Origin of the sequence: Serratia ureilytica (assembly GCF_013375155.1) — a bacterium.
In the GTDB taxonomy this organism is placed as follows: Bacteria; Pseudomonadota; Gammaproteobacteria; order Enterobacterales; family Enterobacteriaceae; genus Serratia; species Serratia ureilytica.
The window spans coordinates 1-22,163 of record NZ_JABXOF010000010.1; the positions used below are offsets into that span (position 1 = coordinate 1).

Sequence of the window (22,163 nt, forward strand, 5' to 3'; positions counted from 1 at the left end):
CTTGATGTGCTTCCACTCGAGAAGCGATGCTCAAAGATTTACTGCATGAATTTTACTTCAGTTAGTCACTCTTCAAGACTTGATATTTTTTTGCACCCGAAGATGCTGGATATCGTCTTGTGGAGTGCCCACACAGATTGTCTGATAAATTGTTAAAGAGCAGTGCCGAGAAACTCATCGGCGCGGGCTGCGTATATTACGCTTTTCACCCGGAGAGTCAAGCGTTTATTTCGCTTTCTTCTCGCTGACCCGGCGACTTGTCAGTCGTTGTTCCCGGTCAGTGGAGGCGCATTATAGGGAGTTCTCGGCGGGCCGCAACCCCTAAATGCAAAAAACTTTTCAAGCGTTCAAATAATCACCAAAAACGCCTTTTTAGGATGTTTATTAGTCAGAAAATACCGGTTTTAGCACAGTAATAGCGGCAAACCCTGTAAACAGGGACAAACGAAGGTAAAGAAAAGGGAGCGGTCACCCGCTCCCTTTCATCTTTATTATCCTTAATTGCCGTTATTGTCGGGCAACGATATGGTCGTTTTCCACATCCAGCGTTACCAGCTTGCCGGGGATCAGCTTGCCGGACAGGATTTGCTGCGCCAGCGGGTTCTCGATTTCCTGCTGAATAGCGCGTTTCAACGGGCGTGCGCCATATACAGGGTCGTAGCCGGTTTTGCTTAACAGCGCCAGGGCCGGTTCGGTCATGGTCACTTCGTAACCGCGCTCTTCCAAACGCTTGTACAGACGCGACAACTGAATCTTGGCGATCGCGGCGATGTGTTTCTCGCCCAGCGGGTGGAACACCACCACTTCGTCGATACGGTTGATGAACTCTGGACGGAAGTGGTGACTCACCATCTCCATCACCGACTCTTTCATCTGCGCGTAGTTCATCTGACCGAAATGCTCCTGGATCAGATCGGAACCCAGGTTGGACGTCATGATCACCACGGTATTGCGGAAATCGACGGTGCGGCCTTGACCATCGGTCAGGCGGCCGTCATCCAACACCTGCAACAGAATATTGAACACGTCCGGGTGCGCTTTCTCGACTTCATCCAGCAGAATCACCGAATAAGGCCGGCGACGTACGGCTTCCGTCAGGTAGCCGCCCTCTTCATAACCGACATAGCCCGGAGGCGCGCCGACCAGACGCGAAACGGAGTGTTTCTCCATAAACTCGGACATATCGATACGCACCATGGCGTCGTCGCTGTCGAACAGGAACGAAGCCAGCGCCTTGCAAAGCTCGGTTTTCCCTACCCCGGTCGGGCCGAGGAACAGGAACGAACCGATCGGTCGGTTAGGATCGGACAACCCCGCACGGCTGCGGCGGATCGCATTGGAGACTGCGCTGACCGCTTCGTCCTGGCCAATCACTCGCGAATGCAGTTCTTGTTCCAGGCGCAGCAGCTTGTCGCGCTCGCCTTCCAGCATTCTTGCGACCGGGATCCCGGTGGCACGCGCCAGCACTTCGGCAATCTCCGCATCGGTCACCCGGTTGCGCAGCAGCTTCATGCTCTTGCCTTCGGCCTGCGTGGCGGCGGCGAGCTGTTTTTCCAGCTCAGGGATTTTGCCGTACTGCAGTTCCGACATCCGCCCCAGATCGCCGACGCGACGCGCCTGCTCCAGGGTGATTTTGGCCTGCTCGAGTTCAGCCTTGATATTCTGGGTGCCGGAGAGCGACGCTTTTTCCGCTTTCCACTCTTCTTCCAGCTCCGAGTATTCGCGCTCTTTCTGCCCCAGCTCATCGCTCAGCATGTCCAGGCGTTTCTTGCTGGCGTCGTCAGACTCTTTATTCAGCGCCTGCTGTTCCAGTTTCAATTGGATGATGCGGCGCTCAAGCCTGTCGAGCGACTCCGGCTTGGAGTCCATCTGCATGCGAATGCTGGACGCCGCTTCATCGATAAGGTCAATAGCCTTGTCCGGCAATTGACGATCGGCGATATAGCGGTGCGAAAGCGTTGCCGCCGCCACAATGGCCGGGTCGGTTATCTGCACGTGGTGGTGCAGTTCGTAACGCTCTTTCAGGCCGCGCAGAATAGCAATGGTGTCTTCCACGCTCGGCTCAGCCACATACACTTTCTGGAAACGACGTTCGAGCGCCGCATCCTTCTCTATATATTGACGGTATTCATCCAGCGTGGTGGCACCGACGCAGTGCAGTTCGCCGCGCGCCAGCGCCGGCTTCAGCATGTTGCCTGCGTCCATCGCGCCATCCGCCTTACCGGCACCGACCATGGTATGCAGTTCGTCGATAAACAGGATAACGCTGCCTTCCTGCTTGGCCAGATCGTTGAGCACGCCTTTCAGACGCTCTTCAAACTCGCCGCGATATTTGGCGCCGGCGATCAAGGCGCCCATATCGAGGGACAATACGCGCTTGTGCTTCAGTCCTTCCGGCACTTCGCCGTTAATGATGCGCTGCGCCAGGCCTTCGACGATGGCGGTTTTACCCACGCCAGGTTCGCCGATCAACACCGGGTTGTTTTTGGTACGGCGTTGCAGCACCTGAATGGTGCGACGGATCTCTTCGTCACGGCCGATCACCGGGTCAAGTTTGCCCTGCTCAGCACGTTCGGTCAGATCGATAGTGTATTTCTTCAATGCCTGCCGTTGGTCTTCGGCGCCTTGGTCTTCCACGCTGTCACCGCCTCTCATTTGTTCAATGGCTTTGCTGATTTTATCGGCCGTCGCGCCGGCCGCTTTCAACAAGTCGGTCAACGAGCCGCGGTCTTCCAGCACCGCAAGCACAAACAGCTCGGAAGAAATGAATTTGTCCGCACGCTTTTGCGCCAGCTTGTCGCACAGGTTCAAAACGCGCACCAACTCGTGGGACGGTTGAACGTCGCCACCGGTGCCTTCTACCTGCGGTAAACGGGACAGCGCCTGTTCGATCTCGGTGCGCACACGCCCGGCATCGATACCTGCGGAAGTTAATAGTGGACGAACCGTGCCCCCTTCCTGATTGAGCAGGGCGCTCATCAGATGTAGCGGTTCAATAAACTGGTTGTCGTGCCCAAGGGCTAGTGACTGGGCATCGGCGAGGGCAAGCTGGAATTTGTTGGTAAGACGATCCAGACGCATAACACCTCCAAGATGGGTCGAAATTGCTACTGGAGATTAAATGAGGTCATCCCTCAAATTTTCAAGGTTATCTCGACGCTAAATTTTCGGTACAACGCCATGCGTCGTTGGATCGTCCTAATTCAATAGGTTATATCAGCCAGATTAAACTTGCCAGACGTCCGGTTATTCCATCGCGTCGATAGGAGAAAAAATGGCTCATTTCGTTAACCGTACAGCGGTCGCCGCCATAAATGGCCTGAACGCCCGCACGCAACAAGCGTTGGCGAGCCAGCAAGTAGATATTAGCCAAAAACTTATCGCCGTGCGGGGTAAATGCCGCTGCGGCCTCAGCGTCTTCCGCCATGAAAGCGGCGCGCACCTCCGGCCCGACCTCGAACTGCTGCGGGCCGATCGCCGGCCCCAGCCAGGCGCTGATTTGGCCCGGTGCGGCGCTGAACGCCGCCACGGTTTGCTCCAGCACGCCGTGGCATAGCCCACGCCAACCGGCGTGAGCGGCTGCCACTTCGTCGCCGTGCTGCGAGCAGAACAGCACCGGCAGACAATCCGCCGTCATCACTGCGCACACCTGACCCGGCACGTTGCTGTACACCGCATCCGCCCGCAGATCGGCGGGCGCTTGTCCCGTCAACGTCACCACGCGAGTGCCGTGCACCTGCTCGAGCCATACCGGCATCTGCGGCAAGCCGGCGGCGGTAACCAACCGTTCCCGATTGCGCTTCACCGCTTGCGCCTCGTCGCCCACGTGAGCGCCGAGGTTCAGCGAGTCATAAGGTGGCAGGCTGACGCCACCATCGCGCGTGGTGCTGCAAGCTTTAACGCCGGGAGGCAACGGCCAGTCGGGCAGAATGAGCGAGCGCATTACCAGTCCATCTGATCTTTGAATTCTTCGGTGTCCGCCTTCAGCGCGTTGATCAGATCAACCATGTCCTGCGGCAGCGGCGCATGCCACTCCATCTGGATGCCGCTGATCGGGTGATACAAACGCAGCATGGTAGCGTGCAGCGCCTGGCGGTCAAAGCCGCGCAGCGTGTTGATGAAGGCCTCCGAAGCGCCTTTCGGCGGACGCGGACGGCCGCCGTACAGCGGATCGCCCACCAGCGGATGGCTAATGTAAGCCATGTGCACGCGGATCTGGTGAGTACGGCCGGTTTCCAGGCGCAGGCGCAGACGAGTGTGCGCGCGGAAGTGCTCCATAATGCGATAGTGCGTCACCGCCGGCTTACCCATCGGGTGCACCGCCATGTGAGTGCGCTTGGTGGAATGGCGCGCGATGGGTTCTTCTACCGTACCGCCTGCCGTCATGGTGCCGATCGCCACCGCTTCGTATTCACGGGTGATTTCGCGCGCCTGCAGCGCCTCCACCAGCCGGGTTTGCGCCGGCACGGTTTTCGCCACCACCATCAGGCCGGTGGTGTCTTTATCCAGACGGTGCACGATGCCGGCACGCGGCACGTCGGCGATTTCCGGGTAGTGATGCAGCAGCGCATTGAGCACCGTGCCGTCCGGGTTACCGGCGCCAGGGTGCACCACCAAATCGCGCGGCTTGTTGATCACCAGGATATCGCTGTCTTCATAGACGATATCCAGCGCGATATCCTGCGGCTCCCAACGCGCTTCTTCTTCTATCTGTGCATCGATGGCGACTGTCTCTCCGCCCAGCACCTTCTCTTTCGGTTTGTTTGACGTTTTGCCATTGACCTTCACCCGATCGCCCAGGATCCACTCTTTTATGCGAGATCGTGAATAATCAGGGAACAATTCGGCCAAAGCCTGATCTAAACGTTGTCCGAGTTGAGATTCGGCCACCGTTGCGGTGAGTTGTACTTGTTGTGCCATATGCAGCTTCTTCGTTAACGTTGGGTTTTCACGGCGATGCCGTTTAATATAATGTGCTATTGTACCTGGTCTTTGTCGGGAGCTTAACGGACAGTCTCCCGGAATAACACCCTGAGGATAATCAAAACGTCATGACGCGTATGAAATATCTGGTGGCGGCAGCCACGTTGAGCCTGGCGCTGGCAGGTTGCTCCACATCCAAGGATGCGGTTCCCGACAACCCGCCTTCGGAAATCTATGCTACCGCGCAGCAAAAACTGCAGGACGGTAACTTCAAGGGCGCGATTACGCAACTCGAAGCGTTAGATAACCGCTATCCTTTCGGGCCGTATTCCCAGCAGGTCCAGCTGGATTTGATTTACGCCTATTATAAGGCTGCCGACTTGCCAATGGCTCAGGCATCCATCGATCGCTTCATGCGCCTGAATCCGACGCACCCGAACATCGATTACGTGATGTACATGCGCGGCCTGACCGATATGGCGCTTGATGACAGCGCGCTGCAGGGCTTCTTCGGGGTTGACCGTTCGGACCGCGATCCTCAGCACGCTCGCGCTGCGTTCCGCGACTTCAGCCAGTTGATTCAGCAATACCCGAACAGCCAATACGCGACCGACGCCAACAAGCGTTTGGTGTATCTGAAAGATCGTTTGGCCAAGTATGAGCTTTCGGTGGCGGAATACTACACTAAACGTGGTGCTTACGTCGCGGTCGTTAATCGCGCCGAGCAGATGTTGCGTGAATTCCCGGATACCAAAGCGACGCACGACGTGTTGCCGCTGATGGAAAATGCCTACAAGCAGCTGCAGCTGAACGGCCAGGCTGACAAAGTGGCCAAAGTGATCGCCGCCAACCCACAATAAGCGCGCGTCGGCAACGGCAGAAAAACCAAACGGCAGCCAAGGCTGCCGTTTTCATTGGCGTCGACCTGGTTTTTACTGGAAAAATACACAAGTAAAAACACGGTGTTAGCTAGCGCTCCTCACCGGTCAACTCATCGATAATGCGCCATCCGGCGGCAACTCTCAAGCATTAGATAGCCAATTCAAATGCTGAATCACAGATTGAACTAACTTTGCAAAAAGTGACAAAAAATCGTGATTTACATCACGCATTTAAACAAAAAGCGGGGTATGCTGGATTCACCAAGACGGAAAGACAGAGAGGTAAGTTATATGACATTGAACATTACCAGCAAACAAATGGATATCACTCCCGCAATCCGCAATCACGTCGAAGACCGTCTCACCAAACTGGAAAAATGGCAGACCCAGCTGATTAACCCGCATATCGTCTTATCCAAAGAGCCGCAAGGGTTTGTCGCCGACGCTACCATTACCACGCCTAACGGCCCGCTGGTCGCCAGCGCCAAACATGATGACATGTATACCGCCGTTAACGAGCTGATCGCCAAACTGGAGCGCCAGTTGAACAAGGTGCAGCACAAAGGCGAAGCGCGCCGCTGCAATGCCAGCGTGAAAGACATCGTGCCGGAAGTCACGCAAGAGCAGGAATAACCGTCCGACAGCGATTGCCGCATCAAACGCGCCCGAGGGCGCGTTTTTTGTCGGGTATTTTTGTTGACGAGGTAAAAACCAGCGGTTACTTTAAAACCTGTTCGCATTAACCTTAGGTAGACCATGCCACGCACACCGTTTTTCTTCGCATTCTTTTTTACCTTCCCCTGACTGGGAGGCGTTTCGTCGTGTGAGAAAGAATGCGAAGACGAACAACAAGGCCTCCTGGAAACAGGGGGCTTTTTTTATGGCTGTTTTACAACGAATAAGAACTGAAGGCGGAAGCTGATTATGACTGACAACCCGTTATTGGTGCTGCGCGAGCGCATCAGCGCACTGGACTTGAAACTGTTGGCCTTGCTGGCGGAACGCCGTGAGCTGGCGATCGAAGTCGGCAAGACCAAGCTGCACTCTCACCGTCCGATCCGTGACAAAGAGCGCGAACGCGATCTGCTGGATGCGCTGATCGCCGCCGCCAAGCCTTACGACCTGGACGGTTTCTACGTCACCCGCCTGTTCCAACTGATCATTGAAGACTCCGTTCTGACCCAGCAGGCGCTGTTGCAGCACCAGCTCAACCCCGTCAGCCAGCATTCCGCCCGCATCTCTTTCCTCGGCCCGAAAGGCTCTTATTCACATCTGGCGGCGCGCCAATACGCTGCCCGCCACTTCGATCGGCTGATCGAATGCGGCTGCCAGAAGTTTCAGGATATTTTCGCCCAGGTGGAAACCGGCCAGGCGGACTACGCGATTTTGCCGATCGAGAACACCAGCTCCGGTTCGATAAACGAGGTCTACGATCTGCTGCAACACACCAGCCTGTCGATCGTCGGCGAACTGACTAACCCTATCAACCACTGCGTTCTGATCGCCGGCGACAGCGATCTGAGCCAGATAGAAACCGTCTACAGCCATCCGCAGCCGTTCCAACAGTGCAGCCAGTTCCTTAACCGCTTCCCGCACTGGAAAATCGAATACACCGAAAGCACGGCGGCCGCGATGGAGAAAGTCGCCAAGCTGAATTCGCCGAAGGTGGCTGCACTGGGCAGCGAGGCCGGCGGCGCGCTGTACGGGCTGCAGGTGCTGGAACACAATCTCGCCAACCAGCAGCAAAACATCACCCGCTTTATCGTCCTGGCGCGCAAAGCGATCGATGTCTCCGAACAGGTGCCGGCAAAAACCACGCTGATCATGGCGACCGGCCAACAATCCGGCGCGCTGGTCGAAGCACTGCTGGTATTGCGCGATAACGGCATCATCATGACCAAGCTGGAATCACGTCCGATCAACGGCAATCCGTGGGAGGAGATGTTCTATATCGATGTGCAGGCCAACCTGCGCGCCGAGGCGATGCAAAAAGCGCTGCGCGATCTGGCGCCGATCACCCGCTCGCTGAAGGTGCTGGGCTGTTACCCAAGCGACACCGTGGTGCCGGTCAACCCATCCTGAAACCGTAAAAAAGGGTTCGGCCAAGCCGAACCCTTTATGTTTACTGCCCGCAGTTTTACTGCCGGCTGTCGTTAGCCTGCCGCAACAGCGTGCGGCTCTCCACCAGGAAGCGCTGGGCGTAATCGCCGAACCAATGCTCTACCTTGCGGAAGCTCTCGATAAACGCCTGTTTGTCGCCATGCTCCAACAGCTTTATCGCCTCGCCGAAGCGCTGGTAGTAACGCTTAATCAGCGCCACGTTTTCTTCCGACGACATAATGATATCGGCGTACAGCTGCGGATCCTGCGCGAACAGGCGGCCAACCATCGCCAGCTCCAGCCGGTAGATTGGCGAAGAGAGCGCCAGCAGTTGCTCCAGTTGCACGTTCTCTTCCGCCAGGTGCAGCCCGTAGGCGAAGGTAGCGAAGTGCCGCAGCGCCTGAATAAACGCCATATTCTGATCGTGCTCGGCCGCGCTGATGCGATGCAGCCGCGCGCCCCACACCTGCAACTGTTCAAGCAGCCACTGATACGCCTCCGGCTGGCGGCCGTCGCAATAGACCACCACCTGCTTGGCCACGCTGCCCACGTCCGGGCCGAACATCGGATGCAGACCGACCACCGGGCCGCTGTGCGCCGCCAACATCGCGTGTAAAGGCCGGCTCTTCACCGACGCCAGGTCCACCAGAATACAATCGGCAGGCAGCGTCGGCAGGCGGCTTATCACCTGCTCGGTCACGTGGATCGGCACGCTGACGATCACCATGCCGGCATCCGCCAACAGCTGCTCCGCCTGCGGCCAATCTTCCTGATCCAACACCCTGACCTGATAACCCGACAACGTCAGCAAGCGATTGAACAACCTGCCCATTTGACCGTTGCCGCCGATAATGACGATCGGCCGCAGCTGCGGGCACAGGGTTTTAAAGCCCTTATCGTTCTCGCTGACGTATGACTCGCGCATCACGCGGCGCAACACATCTTCGATCAGATCCGGCGGCACGCCGAGATTTTCCGCCTCCCGGCGGCGCGAGGCCAGCATCGCGGCTTCGCGCTCCGGTACGTAAACCGGCAGGCCATGACGGCTTTTGACTTCGCCCACTTCCGCTACCAGATGCAGGCGTTTCGCCAGCAGATCCAGCAGCGCTTTATCCACCTCATCGATTTGATCGCGCAGCGCGGTCAGTTCTGCCACCATAACTTACTTTTCTCCCGTGCGGGCCGTCAGCGCAGCGCCGAGTTCCTGATGCATATGGCGCAACAGGGTTTCCGTACTCTCCCAGTTGATGCAGGCGTCGGTGACGGACACACCGTAACGCATGTCTGCACGCGGCTGTTCGGAAGACTGATTGCCCTCATGCAGATGGCTCTCCAGCATAATGCCGGTGATTGAGCGGTTACCCGCCTTGATCTGCTCCACCACGGACTCGGCAACCGCCGGCTGACGGCGATAGTCTTTATTCGAGTTGCCATGGCTGCAATCTATCATCAAGGACGGGTGGAGTCCCGCCTCAAGCATCTGTTTTTCACAGGCCGCAACGTGCTCAGCGCTGTAGTTCGGAGTTTTGCCGCCGCGCAGGATCACGTGCCCATCCGGGTTGCCCTGAGTCTGCAGCAGGCAAACCTGGCCTGCCTGGTTAATGCCGACGAAGCGATGCGGCATGGCAGCGGCGCGCATGGCGTTGATGGCGGTACCCAGGCTGCCGTCGGTGCCGTTTTTGAACCCGACCGGCATCGACAGGCCGGATGCCATTTCTCGGTGGGTCTGAGATTCGGTGGTACGCGCGCCGATCGCCGACCAGCTGAACAAATCGCCCAGGTACTGCGGGCTGTTCGGATCCAACGCTTCGGTAGCCAACGGCAAGCCCATGCCCACCAGATCCAGCAACAGGCGACGCGCGATATGCAAGCCTGCTTCAACGTCAAACGAACCGTCCATGTACGGATCGTTGATCAAACCTTTCCAGCCGACAGTGGTTCTGGGTTTTTCAAAGTAGACGCGCATAACGATATACAGCTGATCGCTCAAGTCAGCCGCCAGAGTTTTCAAACGACGGGCGTAGTCCAGCGCCGCATCCGGATCGTGGATCGAACAAGGCCCGCACACCACCAACAGGCGATGATCGCGCCCCTGCAAAATGTTGGCGATGGTGTTACGCGAGGTGGCGATTTCATTTTCGTCGTCGGCGCTGAGCGGGAACTGGTTCTTCAGCTCCTCCGGCGTGATGAGAACCTGTTCTGCACTGATGTGTACGTTATTGAGCGCGTCTTTTTGCATGATGCTATTCCTGTCGTTTGGCGTTATGCGTTGAAATGGAACATTGAGCGTTTCAGGGGTCTACCCTATCACGATATGTAAAGTTTTCAATCCATTTTCCGTAAATAAAAGATTACCGTCATTATCTTGCTTAAACCACCTTTGAGTCAGGGTTGCAAAAATTGTTTTAAATACAACAAATACAACCAATTAAACAAATAATAAACCCATCGCCACGCTATAACCCCTCATGCCTAACAAAGCCAATGAATGTAAACATATTTGTACATTAAATTTTGCAGCGAGGATGCACGGCCCATCTCGGCACCGACGGTCGGGCGAAGCAGGATCAGCACGAAATGCCGTCGAAAGCGATGAATTTAAGTAGAAGAAAAGCGAATAAATGAGGGATAAAAATTAAAAACTTAAGCTAATGGCGGCTATTTTTGTCGCCGAAATGAACCGATATAATGTGACCGTCATCAACAATAATCACCCTTAACAACTGGATCCAAGATGCTCTCTTCCCGCGCTCGTCGCGCTTTTCCGCTGTATATTTGCTGCTTAACGACTTTCACCAGTGTTTCAGCCCTTGCCGACAATACGCTTTTCACCGCGATGGACGATCCGGCCACCGCCAAGAAACCGTTCGAAGGCAACGTGCAGGCGGGCTACAACGCCCAGTCCGGCAACTCGCAGAGTTCCACTCTGTTGGCCAACACCAACATGACCTGGTTCAACACCGACGCGGCGTACAGCCTGTGGGGGGCGGCCAACAACACCACCTCTTCCAACGTGCGCTCGTCCGAAAAGTATCAGGCCGGCGGCCGTACGCGCTATAACCTGACCGATCGCAACTACCTGTTCGGCCAGGCCAGCTGGCTGAGCGACCGTTTCAACGGTTACGACTCACGCTCCACGCTGACCAGCGGCTATGGCCGTCAAATCCTCAACGGGCCGCTCAGCGACCTGCGGGTGGAATTCGGTCCCGGCGTGCGCCATGACGAATACCATGGCGGCGGCCGCTCGACCAAAGGGCTGGCCTATGGCGCGGCCAACTATTCCTATCAGCTGACCGACAACACCAAGTTCATTCAGGGCGTCTCCGCACTGGCGAACGAAGAAACCACGCTGAACTCGGAAAGCGCGTTGAACGTGGCGATCAACGATCGCTTTTCACTGCGCGTAGCTTACACCGTGACCTACAACAGCAAGCCACCGGCCTCTGCGCCGAAGAACACCGACACGACAACCTCGGTCACGCTGGTCTACGGCCTGTAACCTGCCCGCCCATTATTTCTCGAAGCCCATCATCGATGGGCTTTTTTTATGCCTGCGGCGTCAACGTTAACCAGACCATGCCAAGCGCTTTCAATGCATCCGGAGAACATTGAAAGTCGACGTTGCCGCCGCTGACCCGCACCTGGTTACCCGGTAAACGCGCTATATCGTATACGTCCAGGTTACCGTCGATGTCCACCAGCCAGCGGCCATTGGCGATATGCGTAACGGCCAGATCCACCAGCCAGGATACGCGCCCGCCATCAACATAAGCCGGCTGAGCCACGCCGTCAGGAATCAAAGAACAGTCTGCCGACCACTGCCCCCCCTCTTTCAACTGCCCGGCGAGCAGGCGATATTTCGGTATCGTGCGAACTCCGGATACCGGAACCGCCGATGCGGCATCACCCCACATCTCCCCCTGGCCCGTCGCCAGCCACAGCAGCGAGACGCCTGTATCCAGAGCACAGGTCACCACGATATCGCCGGGGAAGTAGTTGCGGCGGACCCAGGTGCTCATCGTGCCTGAAGAGATACCCAGCAGGTCGCCCAATTCTTTTTGCAGATTGAAACCGTAAGCATCCAAAATGCGGCGCAATACCCCTTTCCCACCGGAAGCCAAAACGCGATCGTAAAGCGCTTTACCTTGCGCAGATGACGCAGGCTTGCGATTTACTTTTGAATTTGCAAGTTCACCAGTCATCAGCCAGGCCAGGTCTGCTCCCGTAGTTAACGCGCAGTTGATAATGACATATCCGGGAACACTACCCCGCTGTTGCCAACTACTGATGTTATTCGGCGCTATCCCAAGGATTTCACTCAATTCCTTCTGCGTGCCAACGCCATAAGATGAAAGAACTCTCTCAATTACCGCTCCCACGGAGGTGTTGTTGTTTGTTGCATCTTCACGCATATCATCACCGATTAAAAATGAAATTCGCATTTACAAGTCGCATTTTGCGATTTAAAGTACCGTCAATTCGCCGTCACTCGGCATGTCGATCGCTTTAGTTAAGATGATGCGACATGGGTGATGAAAATGCAAATACCACAAGGCGACAACAATCTTGCGTAATCACCTTGTTTACAGCGTGTTTACTCAAATTTTCGACCCTAAACGACGGATAACCAAACCTTGCTTTTGCGAGTATTCATCCATCATCAAATTCAGATAAGGAGGCTGTCATGCTGCTGGCCAGCGAGGAGCAACGGGCTATCGGCCTGCGGCGTATTGCTGAAATCCGCCGCACACTGTTTGCCCGGCAACCCAACCATGCCGAAGAGATTTACGACACGGCGCCGCTGCACCTGCGCCATACGTTTTGCTTCCTCGCCGGGCTGACTGAACGCTATGTGTGGTTAAAGTTTCACGAAATGGGTTATGCCGAACGGCGGAAAATCGTCGCGGCACTCAATGAACTCATCTCGCTCAGTCAATCGTTGCCGCGCTATATCAGCGAAACAGACTGTCTGTTAACCCCAAAAAAATAACCTTTCGAATCAAGCTGGCGTGCAACCCGCCGGGCACCGCTCGGCCCAAATTCACCCTATTAAATACTGGAAAATATTATGGCTGATACTATTGATATGGCGCAGGAGCGCCAGGCATTGATGCTCGAGAAACAAATTGCGTATGCCAGGCCGGTTGCCACAGCGCCCTCGGCGTTCTGCTGTGCCGATTGTGACGCGGCGATTCCTGTGGCGAGACGCATTGCGATTCCCGGCGTCAGCCGCTGCGTGACCTGCCAGCAGCTATCAGAAGCCAAGCAACGTCATGTCGCTCGCCGTTAAAAATAGGCCGGCGGAGCATCTGCCGGTCAACGCCTCTGCCATACAACACGCAGCGTACGGTGATTACGCCTATCCATGGAATGCCCCACGACGTGCGATAGGGCGCGAAGCGGCGCTGAATCGCGACCAACTGCGCCAATGGCAAGCGATACTGCAGTGCATTCATGACCTGCCTTATTATTTGCGCACGCCGTTCCTTGAGCGCCACCGCCAACTGCTCAGCCAGAAGGGAGCCCACGCCGCCTGGCATTATCTGGTGCGAGTTTTCCATCGGCGGATATGGCCACGCATTCAGCAGATAAATAATAATTTCGGTTTGGATCAACGCAAATCACTGCACTTTGGCAGCGAAGCGGACAGCTATAGCGCACTGCCCGCGCTGGGCGATAAAGCGCTGGAGCAGTTGGCGCGGCGTATCGGGGGCCAACTTTCTGCGCTCTACCAGAGTGAATGTGACGCCTTGCTGGCGAAGCATGGCAATAATGCAGAGATCCTGCTACACGCGGATATACAGCGCCGCCTCTATCGCCAAATCGCCACGATGGCCCGCGCCTTCAATATCCAGCCCATGCACTGGCGCTGTTATCGTAAAGGCAAGTTGGACAGCGAGCGGGCAATTGCGGCGCTGTCGCGCCTGACCGACGATCGCTGGTGGCTGCGGCGTCTCAAAATGCAACGCATGCAGTGGCGCGAGGCGCTGCAAATCGCGATAGGCAACGTCCGCAACAACACGTCACCTTATGCCAGCAGACAGGCCCTTCACGATGTCAAGGCTCGGCGTCAATCGAACCTCGATTATCTTCACCGTTGCGAGCTGGAAAACGTCGCCACGGGCGAGCGCGCCGATCTTATGGATAAAGTGCTCGGCAGCATCGCCAATCCCGCCATTCGTCGTATGGAGTTGATGAATACCCTCGCCGGTATAGAAACCTACGCCACTCGCAACGGCCACTGCGGGTTGTTTATCACGTTGACGACGCCGGCACGCTTTCACCCTATCCAGCATGTCGGCACACGAGGCAAAATGCGCTTCAATACACGCTGGCAAGGACAAGCCCTAACACCGAAGGATGGCCAACGTTATCTGGTTGCCCAGTGGGGGAAAATGCGAACCGCCTTCAAGGATCGCCGTCTGCAGGTCTACGGTATGCGAGTGGTTGAGCCTCATCATGACGGCACGCCGCACTGGCATCTGATGATGTTCACTCCACAAATGCAACGTCAGGCAGTGCTTGACATCATGCAGCGTTATGCGCTGCAACAGGATGCAGCAGAACCAGGCGCCCAACAACATCGTTTCCAGAGCAAACACCTCAACCGGGGTGGCGCAACCGCCTATCTGGCCAAATATGTCGCAAAAAACCTCGATGGATATGCATTGGAGGAAGAGCTCGATCGCGAAACCGGCGCCCCGCTGAGCGATACCGCCCGCGCGGTCAGCGCCTGGGCCGCCACCTGGCGCATCCCCCAGTTTCATCCCTTCGGCCTGCCCGGTCTCGGGGTCTACCGCGAATGTCGACGTATTCGCGGCCAAAACCTGACGCCGCAGTTTGACGCCGGCACCGAAGCCGTGCGCGCCGCTGCCGACGCCGGCGACTTTGCCGGTTACATACAGGCGCAAGGCGGCGCCAATGTGCCACGCAGCCACCAGTGGGTGCGTGTCGCGCGCGAAGCCTCAGAAACCCGGAACGCTTATGACGAGCCCGTCACAAAAGTTGTCGGCATTTATGCACCGCATTTGGGAATTGAGCGGGTATACCGAACGCGCACCGTGCAATGGCGGATCGTCGCTAAAACACTCGCCGCCGCGACGCCTTGGAGTTCTGGCAATAACTGTGGAACGCGCGCTCTTTACTTGCCGCCGGCACCCGCGCCGTCGGCTCGTTTGACGCCGCCACAGCGGCAGCATTGTCTGAATATTGCCCGCAAACTTCGAGGTATTGGCATAGAACCGCAACGCTGGCAGTTGGAGGTTCTCGCACGCGGCGGCAAAATTCATTTTGACGGCCTCCTTGTACAATTTCCGCTAATCAATGATTGGCCGTATTTTTACTGCACAAATGATAAGTCCAACCATTGACGCCTTTAGCGTTTTGCTTAATACTGTATAAATACACAGTATAATCAAGAGAGGGCAAAAACAGTGGAAATTATGGATAAACAACAAGTAACACTGTCCCGCATCCAATTCATCGCCGATGTTTCACAGGCTGCGCAATGCAGTGCCTCCGAGTTTCTGATCGCCATGTCGCTGATCTCCGATTTGGCCAGTCAGGTGCTGCCGAACAATGATTATCAAGAAATATTTTATCCCGCTGACGAACACCCCCCCTGCTAATCCCTCCAGCCAAACGTTTTTCATCCCCCCGCCGCCGGCGGGGTTTTTATTTCTGCCGGCGGCACTTTTGCGCCTCAGTTGTGCCATCTCATCCACAACCCCCTCGCGTTGCCCCTCCCTCCCACGCGCGCGAAACTGAAGATATCCGGGGCCACAGCCCTCTCTCCCAACGCTATCGCAGGATGGTAATGATGAAAATTTATGCACAACAAGGTGACACCATTGATGCGATTTGCTGGCGCTACTACGGCAGCACGCAACGCCAGGTGGAACAAGTCTATCTGGCTAACCGTGGCCTCGCCGATCTGGGGCCCCTGCTGCCGCACGGTCAACCGGTGGAATTGCCGGACCTGCCTGCGGCGGCCCAACGAGAAACCGTCAAATTGTGGGATTAAGCGATGGAGAAACTCACTTCAACCCTTGCCTATTTCGTCGCGGCTTGCCTGGCCTGGTTAGGGAGCCACTCTGCACAGGACATTGCCATCCTGGTCGGCGCCGCAGTCGGCGTCGGTACCTTTGCAGTGAATTGGTACTACCGGCGTAAAAGCTACCAGTTGCTGAAATCGCTAAAAAAAAACGGCCTAAAACGCGGAGTCTACGATGAGCTCACTCGCTAAACGCTGCAGCGTGGCGGCTATTTTAACCCTCGCTGCCCTGCTGCCTCAGTTCAATACGCTGAAAACCTCTGAGGAAGGTTTGCGCCTGATCGCCGATTTCGAAGGCTGCCGGCTTTCACCCTACCAATGCAGTGCCGGCGTCTGGACCAACGGCATCGGCCACACCGCCGGCGTGAAGCCGGGCGCCGTCATCAACGAACGCCAGGCGGCCGCCCATTTGATCGACGATGTACGCGCCGTAGAGCGCGGTCTCGCGCGCTGTATGGATGTCAAGATGCCGCAGCCGGTTTACGACGCCGTCAGCGCTTTCGCTTTCAACGTCGGCGTCAACGCCGCCTGCAATTCAACGCTGGCCACCTTTGTCAAACGTCGTCAGTGGCAGGCGGCTTGCGATCAACTGCCTCGTTGGATTTATGTCAACGGCGTCAAAAACAAAGGACTGGAGCGCCGCCGCACGGCCGAACGTGCGCTATGTCTGAGCGGCATCTCACGCTGATCGTTTTTCAACAAACGCCCACTCAAACCGCTCCCTTTTTCAGGAGATACATCATGTTAAAACCCGAACAGCTCCGTGCCGCACTGTTCAATGCCATTCCCGTGTTGCGGCAAAACCCCGAACGATTGCGCCTTGGCATTGCTAACGGCCGCGTGATCTCAACGCTCGCCCCCTCGCTGTCCTTCGAATATCGCTATCAGCTCAATCTGGCGCTGGATGGGCCGTCAGCTGACGACGACCGGGTCATGGTCGCCGTACTGGCCTGGCTGCGCAGCCACCAACCAGACCTTCTTGCCAATCCGGACAAGCGTAAAAATGATTTTTCGTTTCAGAGGGATATAGACACGCCGAACCAGTTGATATTGCAGCTGCAACTCACCGAACGAATCCGGGTGGAACTGCGCGATGGCGCATTGCATATCACCCCGCTGGCTGAACCTCCCGAACCGGAGAACATCGTTCGCTTCACCCAGGTTTATCTGCACGGAGAGTTACTCAGCGAATTTGGTCAGCCGTAGCGCCCTACAGGCAGCTTCGGTTGTGCCGGCGGCAGCCAAACGCCGTCGCGTTGTCCCCCTTTTCATCCAGCGGCATTCTTGAGACATGAACACAGACAACTTCGATATTCAGCGCCTGGTGCGCAACCTGATACGGATCGGGACCGTCAGCGAGCTCGACCTGGAACGCGGGCGCTGCCGCGTCGCCACCGGCGGCAATCTTACCGACTGGCTCAACTGGCTGACCGGACGGGCCGGCGACGCACGCAGCTGGTGGGCGCCCAGCATTGGTGAACAGGTCTTGGTGCTGTCACTTGGCGGGGAACTTGAAACCGCTTTCGTGTTGCCCGGCGTATTTTCCGATGCTCACCCCGCACCGTCGGCCTCAGCACAGGCGGCGCATATCGCTTTTCCTGACGGTGCAGTGCTCGAATACGAGCCGGCTATCGGGGCGCTTAAGGCCGTCGGCATAAAAAGCGCCACCATTGAAGCCGCCGAGCGGATCACTCTGACGGCGCCAAACATCACCTGTATCGCCAGCGGAAAAATTACGCTGGACGCTCCCGAAGTGGAGTGTACCCAGCAACTCACTACCGGCACCATCGCCATCCATCAGGGCGGCTCGATGACCGGCGATCTCAATCACACCGGTGGCAGCATCAGCTCTAACGGCATTGTGGTGCATACCCACACCCACGGTGGAGTGCAAAACGGCGGAGGCCAAACGGACAAACCAGCATGAACAACGCGAAATTTCTTGGCATGAATCGCGGCAACGGCCGCGCAATCGCCGATCTCGAGCACATTCGTCAGTCGGTGAGCGACATCCTGATTACGCCTATCGGCTCACGCGTCATGCGCCGCAGCTACGGTTCGTTGCTGTCCGAGTTGCTGGATCAGCCGCAAAACGACGTACTGCGATTGCAAATGATGGCGGCCTGCTACAGCGCACTGCTGCAGTGGGAACCACGCATTCGGTTGACGGGCATCAGTTGCAACACCACCTTTGACGGAAAAATGGTGGTCGACATTACCGGCAACCGCACAGATACGCCGGATGCCTTTTCCCTTTCTATTTCAGTGAGCTGACACCATGGCAACCATTGACCTGAGTTTATTACCCGCCCCGACGGTGGTGGATCCTCTCGATTACGAATCGCTGCTGGCCGATCGCAAGGCCACGCTGATTTCCCTTTATCCGGAAGAGCAGCGCGAAGCCATCGCCCGCACATTGGCGCTGGAATCGGAGCCGATCGTCAAACTGTTGCAAGAAAATGCTTACCGCGAACTGCTGTTACGCCAGCGCGTGAATGAAGCCGCAAAGGCCGTGATGCTGGGTTATGCCAGCGGCAGCGACCTCGACCAACTGGGCGCAAACTTCCAGGTGCGACGCCTGGTGGTGCAACAGCCGGATGACAGCGTCATCCCGCCCTTGCCGGCGGTCATGGAATCGGATAGCGATTTCCGCGTGCGCATCCAACAGGCATTCGAAGGCTTAAGCGTGGCTGGATCCAGTGGCTCTTACGAGTATCACGGTCGTTCCGCCGATGGCCGGGTCGCCGACGTTTCCGCAATAAGTCCGAGTCCGGCCAACGTGCTGATTTCCGTACTGTCACGCGAAGGAGACGGTACCGCCAGCGCCGAACTGGTGGCGATCGTCGATAAAGCGTTGAACGATGAAGATGTGCGCCCGGTGGCCGATCGCGTCACCGTCCGCTCTGCCAACATCATCAGCTACAACATCGATGCCGTACTGTACCTCTACCCTGGCCCTGAAGCAGAACCGGTACGTCGCGCTGCCGAAGCCAAACTGAAAAATTACATCAGCGCCCAGCACCGTTTAGGCCGTGACATTCGCTTGTCGGCAATCTACGCCGCACTGCATGCCGAAGGGGTGCAACGCGTTGAATTGAAGACCCCGCAGGCCGACATCGTATTGGACAAAACCCAGGCGTCACATTGCGCTTCTTATCGTCTGACGGTGGGAGGCTCCGATGAGTAACCGTCTGCTGCCGGTCGGCTCTTCCCCGCTGGAGGTCGCGGCTGCGGCCGCCTGTGCCGAACTGGCCGCCATGCCGGTGCCGCTGCGCGATCTGTGGGATCCAGCCACCTGTCCGGTCAATCTGCTGCCGTACCTGGCCTGGGCCTTCTCGGTCGATCATTGGGATGAAACCTGGACGGAAGATGCCAAACGCAGCGTCGTAGCCGCCGCTTTCTTCATCCACCGTCACAAGGGCACCATCGGCGCTATTCGCCGTGTGGTGGAACCGTTGGGTTACCTGATCAAACTGCGCGAGTGGTGGGAAACCAACGGTGAGCCCGGCACCTTCACGCTGGATATCGGCGTGTTGGAGAACGGTATCACCGAAGAGATGTATCTGGAAATGGAGCGGATGATCGCCGATGCCAAGCCGGTCAGCCGCCATCTGACAGGCCTGGCGCTGAACCTCGAAGCCGCTGGCGCAATCGACGTCGCCGGCGGTCAATATGATGGAGAGCTTACTACCGTGTACCCCGACTATGCCAGTCTCGCCCTGCAAATGCTGGAGGGACATTACCAATTCTTGCAACGCAATACCGGCACCACGCTGGACTCGACTCAGCAACACTTCGTGTTCAACGACGAACATGTTTTGGCCGATTCCCGTCATGAACGCGAGCTGTCGCGCATGGCGGGGCTGCCTAACGACGCCACCACCGAAGGACAGGCTCTGCAGATCCTTGGCTATGCCCATGCGTATCTGGCGACCGGAGAACAAAAATATTTGGATCAGGCCATCGCCTGTTTTGACGCCTATGTGACCTACTTTTACGACGGTGCGCCGATCCCTGACAGCCCTCAACGCTGGATCGCCAACTGGATCGTCAACGCCAAAGAGCCAGTGCCCGCCAATTGGCCGGTCGATACGAGGGATCCGACGCATAGCGGTTTCAAAGGTATTCCGCTAACGTTCAACAAGGGCCGTACGCAGATCCCTCACGGCGCGCCCTACTGGGGTGAATATCTCGATATCGCTACTTTCGCCTTCGACGGCGCGCTGGCCTGGGATGCCGTCAACGCCCAGGTGCGCGCGCTCAATGCCGCCGGTGAAATCGACTGGAATAACGACGGTACACGCTATGACGTGGACTGGATCATCAATTGGCAGGGTTACCAGATCGGCGCCGACGGCGAGATCCTGGCCAAAGGGCTGCCCGCTGAACAAATCGGTACGGTGCAATTAAAAGACGCCACGCTCGGCGGCAATCACAAGCTGAATTTCGCCAATCGCCAACCGGTCGAACACGGCGGCGTGTTAATCGAACGCAATCAGGTACAGCATAACCGTCCGCTGCATGTGCCGGTCCCGCACAACGCCATGGGCAACGCGGCCGATGCCGAGCTGTGGTTTGCCGACGCCTGCTATCTGCTACACAGCATCACCGGCGAGCAGCGCTATTTCAACGCCTGGAAAAGCGTTGAATTCACCGCGATGGAATATACCGATATTGATGCGCAGGATAAGTTCTTTCGCCAGAGCCGCAGCGCCAATACGCCGTTTACCGACGGCATCTCCTACGATTGGTCATACCCTTCCGGTGCGCCGGTAAGCTACGGCCGCAGCGCCGAAGGCATGATCACCATTCGCAAAGAGATAGCATCGCAACAATCGCTGGAACAACAGGCAATCTGGTTCCGCATTAATCGCCAGTCAAAAATCCGCACCTGCTTTGGCGGCGTCGACGATCAGAATCAGCCGATCTCCTGCAAAATACAGCTGTCTATAGCACCGGAAAAAAACGCGGCGAGCACCACGGAATGGGGCATCGGTCTGCCGCAGTCGCTCCAACCTCAGGTAAAAACTTACGACATCGCGCTCAGCAGCCTGGCGGCGCTGACGAAAGAAGACGGCAGCGACTATCTGCTGGCCGATCTGCGCGCAGTGACCGACTACGGCGGTTGCGCGATCGCCAGCCAATTTGAGGAACAGGTTTACGACAGCCGCAGCGCGACAGTGATCCAAGCCCGTTTCCCCAATGACGACGCAGGTATGGTGATCGGCGCCTGGTTGACCGCAGAGGAAAGTTTCCCCGTTACGCAGTTGGTCTATCGCGCGGACGCCGACTTCAACCTGCGGCTCGAAGATGATGACAAATGGCGCTGGTATTGGATGCTGCCCGCCACCGGCGGCAAATGGCAAATCGCAAATTTCGCCCCGCAAGCGGCTACGCTGAGCGGCTATCAGCCGGACCATCAGGATGTCGAGCCCAAACCGGCTGCACCTCGCTTCAGCCGCGTCAAGCAAGTAACCATTCTGCAAGACGGAAATGTACCGGACGCCACGTTCAGCTACTACGTACTGAACGACATTCCACCAACGCTCAACGCCGATGACGGCTACACGATCCGCTATCGCATCACGTTCCAGGCGGCACACCCCTACACCGCGCTGTTGGGAGACTGCACCCTCCTGAATCACCGCCGCGACGGCCTGTTCTGTACGCCGGGCGTCATGCCGTTCTCCAACATTTATCAGGCGGACAGCCAACAGTTCGATGGTTGGCACGGCATGCCTTATCCGGGCTACCAGTACCCGTTCATTTTCGTGCACGCCGCCGCCGATCCCGACGGGGTGATGCTCAACAACATGGTCGAGTTTCTGTGGCAGTCGCAGCAGTGGTATCAGCAGCAATTCGGCGTGCTGGGCCCCAGCGCATCGGCCTATATCTGGAACCGTTGGGACAATCTGAGTTACGGTCCGGCGGATACCTGGACCATGTATCACTGGGGTGACGGCACGGCCTGGTCCGGCTATCAGCCACGCGCCTTCTTCGGTGCCGCGCGCGCCTGGCTCGAGTTACAGCAGGCGAGCAAAACGCCACCGCTCAAGCTGGTGGAATATGTCGAAAACTGGCTGCGCTGGCTGATTGATTTTACCAATGACGCCGGCGGTGTCACGCCGACCGATTTCCCGATGGCCGGCCTGCCGCAGCCCGATGCACAGGATTTTACCGGCCACATGTGCGGCCTGTGGCTGGCT

General features: G+C 57.0%; 22 protein-coding genes, 1 pseudogene and 1 other annotated feature. Of the genes and pseudogenes, 17 read left to right on the plus strand and 6 right to left on the minus strand.

Annotated elements, in window-relative coordinates:
• Positions 1-507 precede the first annotated feature (507 nt).
• The 3 genes from clpB to rluD form a co-directional block, all read right to left on the minus strand.
• Complete coding sequence (clpB, locus tag HWW83_RS18150; protein WP_025301647.1) at positions 508-3,081, minus strand: ATP-dependent chaperone ClpB; 2,574 nt, start codon at positions 3,079-3,081, stop codon at positions 508-510.
• Between the two features lie 130 nt (positions 3,082-3,211).
• Positions 3,212-3,943 carry a purine nucleoside phosphorylase YfiH gene (gene yfiH / locus HWW83_RS18155; protein ID WP_103101722.1) on the minus strand — a complete coding sequence of 244 codons (732 nt, stop codon included), beginning with the start codon at positions 3,941-3,943 and terminating at the stop codon, positions 3,212-3,214.
• A complete protein-coding gene (gene rluD / locus HWW83_RS18160) occupies positions 3,943-4,920 on the minus strand; it encodes a 23S rRNA pseudouridine(1911/1915/1917) synthase RluD (RefSeq protein ID WP_004932452.1) in 978 nt (325 codons plus the stop codon). The genes yfiH and rluD overlap by 1 nt, the downstream gene beginning before the upstream one ends.
• A gap of 131 nt (positions 4,921-5,051) precedes the next feature.
• On the opposite strand from rluD, the gene bamD reads away from it, so the two are divergent.
• From bamD to pheA, 4 genes are all read left to right on the plus strand, one after another.
• Positions 5,052-5,783 (plus strand): outer membrane protein assembly factor BamD, encoded by a 732-nt coding sequence (gene bamD / locus HWW83_RS18165; protein ID WP_004932456.1) that lies wholly within the window; start codon positions 5,052-5,054, stop codon positions 5,781-5,783.
• A gap of 312 nt (positions 5,784-6,095) precedes the next feature.
• Complete coding sequence (gene raiA / locus HWW83_RS18170) at positions 6,096-6,437, plus strand: ribosome-associated translation inhibitor RaiA (RefSeq protein ID WP_004932457.1); 342 nt, start codon at positions 6,096-6,098, stop codon at positions 6,435-6,437.
• A 122-nt stretch (positions 6,438-6,559) separates the two neighbouring features.
• Positions 6,560-6,686: a sequence feature (Phe leader region), on the plus strand.
• Entirely contained in the window at positions 6,561-6,608 is a 48-nt protein-coding gene (locus HWW83_RS18175; RefSeq protein WP_101428074.1) for a hypothetical protein, read from the plus strand. Its footprint overlaps the feature before it by 48 nt.
• A 42-nt stretch (positions 6,687-6,728) precedes the next feature.
• Entirely contained in the window at positions 6,729-7,886 is a 1,158-nt protein-coding gene (pheA, locus tag HWW83_RS18180; RefSeq protein WP_103101723.1) for a bifunctional chorismate mutase/prephenate dehydratase, read from the plus strand.
• Between the two features lie 55 nt (positions 7,887-7,941).
• Here the strand turns inward: pheA and tyrA are convergent, their stop codons facing one another.
• Both tyrA and HWW83_RS18190 read right to left on the minus strand, forming a co-directional pair.
• Positions 7,942-9,063, minus strand: coding sequence for a bifunctional chorismate mutase/prephenate dehydrogenase (tyrA, locus tag HWW83_RS18185; RefSeq protein WP_176589466.1), 1,122 nt, complete (start codon positions 9,061-9,063; stop codon positions 7,942-7,944).
• 3 nt (positions 9,064-9,066) lie between these two features.
• Positions 9,067-10,143 carry a 3-deoxy-7-phosphoheptulonate synthase gene (locus HWW83_RS18190; protein ID WP_033641934.1) on the minus strand — a complete coding sequence of 359 codons (1,077 nt, stop codon included), beginning with the start codon at positions 10,141-10,143 and terminating at the stop codon, positions 9,067-9,069.
• A gap of 495 nt (positions 10,144-10,638) precedes the next feature.
• On the opposite strand from HWW83_RS18190, the gene HWW83_RS18195 reads away from it, so the two are divergent.
• Positions 10,639-11,403 carry a DUF481 domain-containing protein gene (locus tag HWW83_RS18195; RefSeq protein ID WP_033641933.1) on the plus strand — a complete coding sequence of 255 codons (765 nt, stop codon included), beginning with the start codon at positions 10,639-10,641 and terminating at the stop codon, positions 11,401-11,403.
• A gap of 46 nt (positions 11,404-11,449) precedes the next feature.
• On the opposite strand, the gene HWW83_RS18200 is transcribed toward HWW83_RS18195, so the two are convergent.
• Positions 11,450-12,346, minus strand: a complete 897-nt coding sequence (locus HWW83_RS18200; RefSeq protein ID WP_103101724.1) for a helix-turn-helix domain-containing protein — start codon at positions 12,344-12,346, stop codon at positions 11,450-11,452.
• A gap of 242 nt (positions 12,347-12,588) precedes the next feature.
• On the opposite strand from HWW83_RS18200, the gene repB reads away from it, so the two are divergent.
• The 12 genes and pseudogenes from repB to HWW83_RS25800 form a co-directional block, all read left to right on the plus strand.
• A complete protein-coding gene (gene repB, locus HWW83_RS18205) occupies positions 12,589-12,894 on the plus strand; it encodes a phage replication protein B (RefSeq protein WP_060659931.1) in 306 nt (101 codons plus the stop codon).
• A 78-nt stretch (positions 12,895-12,972) separates the two neighbouring features.
• Entirely contained in the window at positions 12,973-13,194 is a 222-nt protein-coding gene (locus tag HWW83_RS18210; RefSeq protein WP_033641931.1) for a TraR/DksA C4-type zinc finger protein, read from the plus strand.
• Positions 13,178-15,274, plus strand: a complete 2,097-nt coding sequence (locus HWW83_RS18215) for a replication endonuclease (RefSeq protein WP_176589467.1) — start codon at positions 13,178-13,180, stop codon at positions 15,272-15,274. Before HWW83_RS18210 ends, HWW83_RS18215 begins: the two co-directional genes overlap by 17 nt.
• A gap of 63 nt (positions 15,275-15,337) precedes the next feature.
• Positions 15,338-15,532 carry a hypothetical protein gene (locus HWW83_RS18220; protein ID WP_033641930.1) on the plus strand — a complete coding sequence of 65 codons (195 nt, stop codon included), beginning with the start codon at positions 15,338-15,340 and terminating at the stop codon, positions 15,530-15,532.
• 191 nt (positions 15,533-15,723) lie between these two features.
• A complete protein-coding gene (locus HWW83_RS18225) occupies positions 15,724-15,927 on the plus strand; it encodes a tail protein X (protein ID WP_033641929.1) in 204 nt (67 codons plus the stop codon).
• 3 nt (positions 15,928-15,930) lie between these two features.
• Complete coding sequence (locus HWW83_RS18230; protein ID WP_033641928.1) at positions 15,931-16,149, plus strand: HP1 family phage holin; 219 nt, start codon at positions 15,931-15,933, stop codon at positions 16,147-16,149.
• On the plus strand, positions 16,133-16,645 hold the full coding sequence (locus HWW83_RS18235) for a lysozyme (RefSeq protein ID WP_046688264.1): 513 nt from the start codon (positions 16,133-16,135) through the stop codon (positions 16,643-16,645). The genes HWW83_RS18230 and HWW83_RS18235 overlap by 17 nt, the downstream gene beginning before the upstream one ends.
• 53 nt (positions 16,646-16,698) lie before the next feature.
• On the plus strand, positions 16,699-17,163 hold the full coding sequence (locus HWW83_RS18240) for a phage tail protein (protein WP_089194298.1): 465 nt from the start codon (positions 16,699-16,701) through the stop codon (positions 17,161-17,163).
• 85 nt (positions 17,164-17,248) lie between these two features.
• Positions 17,249-17,884, plus strand: a complete 636-nt coding sequence (locus HWW83_RS18245; RefSeq protein ID WP_069101126.1) for a phage baseplate assembly protein V — start codon at positions 17,249-17,251, stop codon at positions 17,882-17,884.
• Positions 17,881-18,231: a GPW/gp25 family protein gene (locus HWW83_RS18250; protein ID WP_033641924.1), complete on the plus strand. Its 351-nt coding sequence runs from the start codon at positions 17,881-17,883 to the stop codon at positions 18,229-18,231. The genes HWW83_RS18245 and HWW83_RS18250 overlap by 4 nt, the downstream gene beginning before the upstream one ends.
• A 4-nt stretch (positions 18,232-18,235) precedes the next feature.
• Positions 18,236-19,144, plus strand: coding sequence for a baseplate assembly protein (locus tag HWW83_RS18255; RefSeq protein ID WP_033641923.1), 909 nt, complete (start codon positions 18,236-18,238; stop codon positions 19,142-19,144).
• A pseudogene (locus HWW83_RS25800) lies at positions 19,137-19,658 on the plus strand (phage tail protein I); the annotation flags it as partial. The gene HWW83_RS18255 and the pseudogene HWW83_RS25800, both read left to right, overlap by 8 nt.
• Between the last annotated feature and the right edge of the window lie 2,505 nt (positions 19,659-22,163).

Bases quoted from the DNA above. Each gene is read 5' to 3' on its own strand.
- clpB (WP_025301647.1), bottom strand. From the start codon at position 3,081: ATGCGTCTGGATCGTCTTACCAACAAATTCCAGCTTGCCCTCGCCGAT.
- yfiH (WP_103101722.1), bottom strand. From the start codon at position 3,943: ATGCGCTCGCTCATTCTGCCCGACTGGCCGTTGCCTCCCGGCGTTAAA.
- rluD (WP_004932452.1), bottom strand. From the start codon at position 4,920: ATGGCACAACAAGTACAACTCACCGCAACGGTGGCCGAATCTCAACTC.
- bamD (WP_004932456.1), top strand. From the start codon at position 5,052: ATGACGCGTATGAAATATCTGGTGGCGGCAGCCACGTTGAGCCTGGCG.
- raiA (WP_004932457.1), top strand. From the start codon at position 6,096: ATGACATTGAACATTACCAGCAAACAAATGGATATCACTCCCGCAATC.
- pheA (WP_103101723.1), top strand. From the start codon at position 6,729: ATGACTGACAACCCGTTATTGGTGCTGCGCGAGCGCATCAGCGCACTG.
- tyrA (WP_176589466.1), bottom strand. From the start codon at position 9,063: ATGGTGGCAGAACTGACCGCGCTGCGCGATCAAATCGATGAGGTGGAT.
- HWW83_RS18190 (WP_033641934.1), bottom strand. From the start codon at position 10,143: ATGCAAAAAGACGCGCTCAATAACGTACACATCAGTGCAGAACAGGTT.
- HWW83_RS18195 (WP_033641933.1), top strand. From the start codon at position 10,639: ATGCTCTCTTCCCGCGCTCGTCGCGCTTTTCCGCTGTATATTTGCTGC.
- HWW83_RS18200 (WP_103101724.1), bottom strand. From the start codon at position 12,346: ATGCGAATTTCATTTTTAATCGGTGATGATATGCGTGAAGATGCAACA.
- repB (WP_060659931.1), top strand. From the start codon at position 12,589: ATGCTGCTGGCCAGCGAGGAGCAACGGGCTATCGGCCTGCGGCGTATT.
- HWW83_RS18210 (WP_033641931.1), top strand. From the start codon at position 12,973: ATGGCTGATACTATTGATATGGCGCAGGAGCGCCAGGCATTGATGCTC.
- HWW83_RS18215 (WP_176589467.1), top strand. From the start codon at position 13,178: ATGTCGCTCGCCGTTAAAAATAGGCCGGCGGAGCATCTGCCGGTCAAC.
- HWW83_RS18225 (WP_033641929.1), top strand. From the start codon at position 15,724: ATGAAAATTTATGCACAACAAGGTGACACCATTGATGCGATTTGCTGG.
- HWW83_RS18230 (WP_033641928.1), top strand. From the start codon at position 15,931: ATGGAGAAACTCACTTCAACCCTTGCCTATTTCGTCGCGGCTTGCCTG.
- HWW83_RS18235 (WP_046688264.1), top strand. From the start codon at position 16,133: ATGAGCTCACTCGCTAAACGCTGCAGCGTGGCGGCTATTTTAACCCTC.
- HWW83_RS18240 (WP_089194298.1), top strand. From the start codon at position 16,699: ATGTTAAAACCCGAACAGCTCCGTGCCGCACTGTTCAATGCCATTCCC.
- HWW83_RS18245 (WP_069101126.1), top strand. From the start codon at position 17,249: ATGAACACAGACAACTTCGATATTCAGCGCCTGGTGCGCAACCTGATA.
- HWW83_RS18250 (WP_033641924.1), top strand. From the start codon at position 17,881: ATGAACAACGCGAAATTTCTTGGCATGAATCGCGGCAACGGCCGCGCA.
- HWW83_RS18255 (WP_033641923.1), top strand. From the start codon at position 18,236: ATGGCAACCATTGACCTGAGTTTATTACCCGCCCCGACGGTGGTGGAT.